The organism is Bradyrhizobium sp. (assembly GCF_035273305.1).
Lineage (GTDB): Bacteria > Pseudomonadota > Alphaproteobacteria > Rhizobiales > Xanthobacteraceae > Bradyrhizobium.
In genome coordinates this window covers 1-4,028 of sequence record NZ_DATEPI010000318.1, presented here as the reverse complement: position 1 = coordinate 4,028, position 4,028 = coordinate 1, and the positions used below count along the sequence as shown (strand labels likewise).

At 60.3% G+C, this 4,028-nt stretch carries 4 protein-coding genes; all 4 read left to right on the top strand.

All coding sequences use genetic code 11. The features are described 5' to 3' along the window. The first annotated feature begins 1 nt into the window (after window position 1). Entirely contained in the window at window positions 2-832 is an 831-nt protein-coding gene (locus VJV58_RS21055) for a branched-chain amino acid ABC transporter permease (RefSeq protein ID WP_414641542.1), read from the top strand. Window positions 833-842: 10 nt separating this feature from the next. Beyond that, window positions 843-1,916, top strand: coding sequence for a branched-chain amino acid ABC transporter permease (locus tag VJV58_RS21050; protein ID WP_324139297.1), 1,074 nt, complete (start codon window positions 843-845; stop codon window positions 1,914-1,916). Window positions 1,917-1,972: 56 nt separating this feature from the next. Further along, complete coding sequence (locus tag VJV58_RS21045; RefSeq protein ID WP_414641541.1) at window positions 1,973-3,256, top strand: ABC transporter substrate-binding protein; 1,284 nt, start codon at window positions 1,973-1,975, stop codon at window positions 3,254-3,256. Window positions 3,257-3,349: 93 nt separating this feature from the next. Then, window positions 3,350-4,028: ABC transporter ATP-binding protein (locus tag VJV58_RS21040; protein ID WP_324139296.1), on the top strand; the 679-nt coding region annotated here is incomplete at its 3' end.

Sequence of the window (4,028 nt, the reverse complement as noted above, 5' to 3'; positions counted from 1 at the left end):
CGTGGTCGCGATGTCGTTTGTGCTGATCTACAAGGCGACCCAGGTCGTCAACTTCGCGCAAGGCGAATTGCTGCTGGTGGGCGCCTGGGTGTGCTGGGCACTGCTCGCCAAATACGAGGTGCCGTTCTGGATCGGCATGCCCATGACGCTCGTCTTCATGTTCGTCTTCGGCATCGCAATCCAGATCGTAATCCTGCGGCCGATGATCGGCGAGCCCATCATTTCGGTGATCATGGTAACGATCGGGCTGTCGACGGTGTTTCAGGCCGCGCTGAAATGGATCTTCGGGGTCAATCCCCAACCATTCCCCCGCGTATTTACCAGCCAGTCCGTCAGCCTGTTCGGTCTGCAAATACAGACGGTCTACGTCATGAGCCTGGTGGTCTCGATCGCAATGATGATCGGCATGGCGTGGTTCTTCCGGGCCTCGAAGTACGGCTTGGCGATGCGCGCCACCGCGTTCAATCAGCAGGTGGCGCAGTCGCTCGGCATATCCGTAAAAAGCGTATTCGCGATGGCTTGGGCCATCTCGGCAACAGTGTCGGCGGTCGCGGGCGTCGTGGTCGCCGTGGTCAACGGTGTATCGTCGGGACTATCCGCCTACGGCATCAAGGTATTTCCCGCGGCGATCCTGGGCGGCCTTGACTCGATTGGAGGCGCCGTTCTCGGCGGCATCATCATCGGCCTGCTCGAAAACATCGCCCAATACATCGACAGCGAATATCTGCACTGGGGCAATCTGTACGAAATCGCGCCGTTCTACGTGCTGATCATCATCCTGATGATCAAGCCCTACGGCCTGTTCGGCACCAGCGACATCGAACGGGTGTAGGCAAACAGCAATGGCAACCCCTTCCCTGATTCCAGCCGGCGACTTCCGCACCAGTTACGCGGCCGACAGCACGATCTTTCCAACGGCGACCAGCCGCAACGCAGCCATCGTCGGCGCGGTGCTGATCTGTTTTGCACCGATGGTGATCAGCGCGTACTGGTTGAGCATCCTGATCCAGATCGGCATCTTTGCCATCGCCGCGCTCGGCCTCAATATCCTCGTCGGCTTTACCGGACAGATATCGATCGGGCACGCCGCTTTCTTTTTGCTGGGCGCTTTCACCTCGGCCTATATTTCCAACAATTTGCCGATCCCGGTGTTCTTCGCAATCCCGCTGGCCGGAGTAATGACGGCGCTCGTCGGCCTGATCTTCGGCCTGCCGGCGGCGCGCCTGAAGGGGCTTTATCTCGTCATCGCCACGCTGGCGGCGCAATACATCCTGCTCGATTTTTTTTCGCGGGCAGACTGGTTCTCCGGCGGCTCGGTGCCCGCCAGCGCCAATCCGTTCTCGATCTTCGGCTACACGTTTCGCGGCGACCACCAGTATTTCTATATCGTGCTCGCCTATCTGCTCGTCAGTTACCTGCTGGTCACGAATTTGATGCGCACCCGCGATGGCCGCGCGCTGGTCGCGATCCGTGACCATTACCTCTCCGCGGAAATCATGGGCATCAATCTCACGAAATATCGCACGCTTTCATTCGGGCTCGCGGCGTTCTTTGCCGGCATCGCCGGTGCGCTTTACGCGCATTACCAGTTGGTCGTTTCGAACGAAGGCTTCGGGATCGAACGCTCGATCCTGTTTCTAGCGATGGTCATCATTGGCGGGACCGGCTCCATCATGGGCACCCTGATGGGCACGGCATTCGTGGTGCTGCTCCCTGAATCGATGGAGTGGATCAGCACGGGCCTGAAGGGCAGCGCCATCGACAAGGCGCTGTCGCTCAATACCAACATCACCTTCCTGCGCGAGATCGCGATCGGGGTGATCATCATCGCGTTTCTGATGTTCGAGCCGGATGGGCTCGCGCATCGCTGGCGCCAGATCAAGACGTACTGGAAACTCTACCCGTTTTCGCATTGAGCTTGGAACGGGACCGGCTACAATCGACACCAATGACAAAACGGAGGAAACGAGGCATGACCATGAAATCATTTTTAGGCGCGGTTTCGCTGGCAGCGTTGCTGGGCGGCGGCGTAACGGCAGCGCAGGCGCAGATCGCTATCGGTCATTTGGCCGATTATTCCGGCGGCACATCGGACGTCGGAACGCCGTACGGCCAAGCGGTCGCCGACACGTTCGCCTGGGTCAACAAGAACGGCGGGGTTGCCGGCAAGCAGCTCAATGTAGACACCAACGATTACGGATATCAGGTGCCGCGCGCGATCGCGCTCTACAAGAAGTGGTCCGCTCCGGACCATAAGGTCGCGGCGATCATGGGATGGGGCACCGCAGATACCGAAGCGCTGACCGGCTTTCTGGCGCAGGACAAGATCCCCGACATCTCGGGGTCCTATGCCGCGGCATTGACCGATCCGGAAGGCACCAGCGGCAAGGCGAAGCCAGCGCCCTACAATTTTTTCTACGGCCCGAGCTACTCGGACGCCATGCGCGCAGAATTGATGTGGGCGGCGGAGGACTGGAAATCCAAAGGCAAATCGGGAAAACCTAAGTTCGTCCATATGGGGGCCAATCACCCTTACCCGAACGCGCCCAAAGCGGCCGGCGAAGCAATCGCGGTCGAACTCGGCTTTGAAGTGCTCCCGCCGCTGGTATTCGCGCTCACGCCGGGTGACTACAGCGCCCAGTGCCTGAGCCTGAAAAGCTCCGGCGCAAACTACGCTTATCTCGGCAACACCGCCGCCTCCAATGTCTCGGTGCTAAAAGCCTGCAAGACCGCCGGGGTCGATGTGCAGTTTATGGGCAATGTCTGGGGCATGGATGAGAATGCCGCCAAGACCGCCGGCGATGCCGCCAACGGCGTGATCTTCCCGCTGCGAACGGCTGTCGCCTGGGGCGGCAACGCACCCGGCATGAAGACGGTAGCGGAAATTTCGAAAATGTCGGACCCAAGCGGCAAGGCCTATCGTCCCGTGCACTACATCGCGGCCGTGTGCAGCGCGCTTTACCTCAAGGAAGCCCTGGACTGGGCCGCCAAGAACGGCGGCGCGACCGGCGAGAACGTTGCCAAAGGATTCTACCAGAAGAAGGATTGGGTGCCGGCCGGCATGGAAGGCGTCTGCAACGCTTCGACATGGACCGAGAAAGACCATCGCGGCACGATGAAGGTCGATCTGTATCGTTCGAAAATTTCGGGGCCGACCGATGGCGACCTCAACGATCTCATGGCCAAAGGCACCATCAAGCTCGAGAAGGTGAAGACGGTCGAACTGCCGCGCAAGCCGGAATGGTTTGGGTGGTAACTCCAATGATCCAGACGTGCTTGGCCGGGCTTGTGCTGGCCATGCACGTCTGACCCGTCGCGCGACACAAGACGTGTACGCCCGGAAACCCGCATGACTCTCGAGATTGAAACAGGTCGCCTTGCGCCAAGCGCCGTTTCCGCGCCGCTGCTCAGTGTGCGCAATATCGAGGTCGTCTATGATGACGTGATCCTAGTGCTGCGCGGCTTGAGCCTCGATGTGCCGCGCGGTGCGATCGTGGCGCTGCTCGGCGCCAACGGCGCCGGCAAGTCGACCACACTGAAGGCGATCTCGGGGCTGCTCAAGACCGAAGATGGTGAGGTCACCCGCGGCGAAATCGTTTTCGGTGGTGAGCGCATCGACGGCATCGATCCCGACAAGATCGTCAGGCGCGGCATCTTCCAGGTGATGGAAGGCCGGCGCATTATTGCCGATATGACGTCGCTGGAGAATTTGCGACTTGGCGCCTTCACCCGCGGAGATAACGAGGTGGGCGCGGACATCGAGATGGTCTTCAGATATTTCCCGCGCCTGAAGGAACGCACCGGGCTTGCGGGCTATCTCTCAGGCGGCGAGCAGCAAATGCTGGCGATTGGCCGGGCGCTGATGGCGCGGCCGAAGATGATCCTGATGGATGAGCCGTCGATGGGCCTGTCGCCGTTGCTGGTGAAGGAAGTGTTCGCGATCATCAAGGAGAGCAACCGCGATCTTGGGGTCACCATCCTGCTGGTGGAGCAGAACGCGCGTGCGGCGCTCTCTGTGGCGAGCCACG

Excerpts from the sequence above, each read along its gene's own strand:
- VJV58_RS21050 (WP_324139297.1), top strand. The coding sequence starts at position 843 with ATGGCAACCCCTTCCCTGATTCCAGCCGGCGACTTCCGCACCAGTTAC.
- VJV58_RS21045 (WP_414641541.1), top strand. The coding sequence starts at position 1,973 with ATGACCATGAAATCATTTTTAGGCGCGGTTTCGCTGGCAGCGTTGCTG.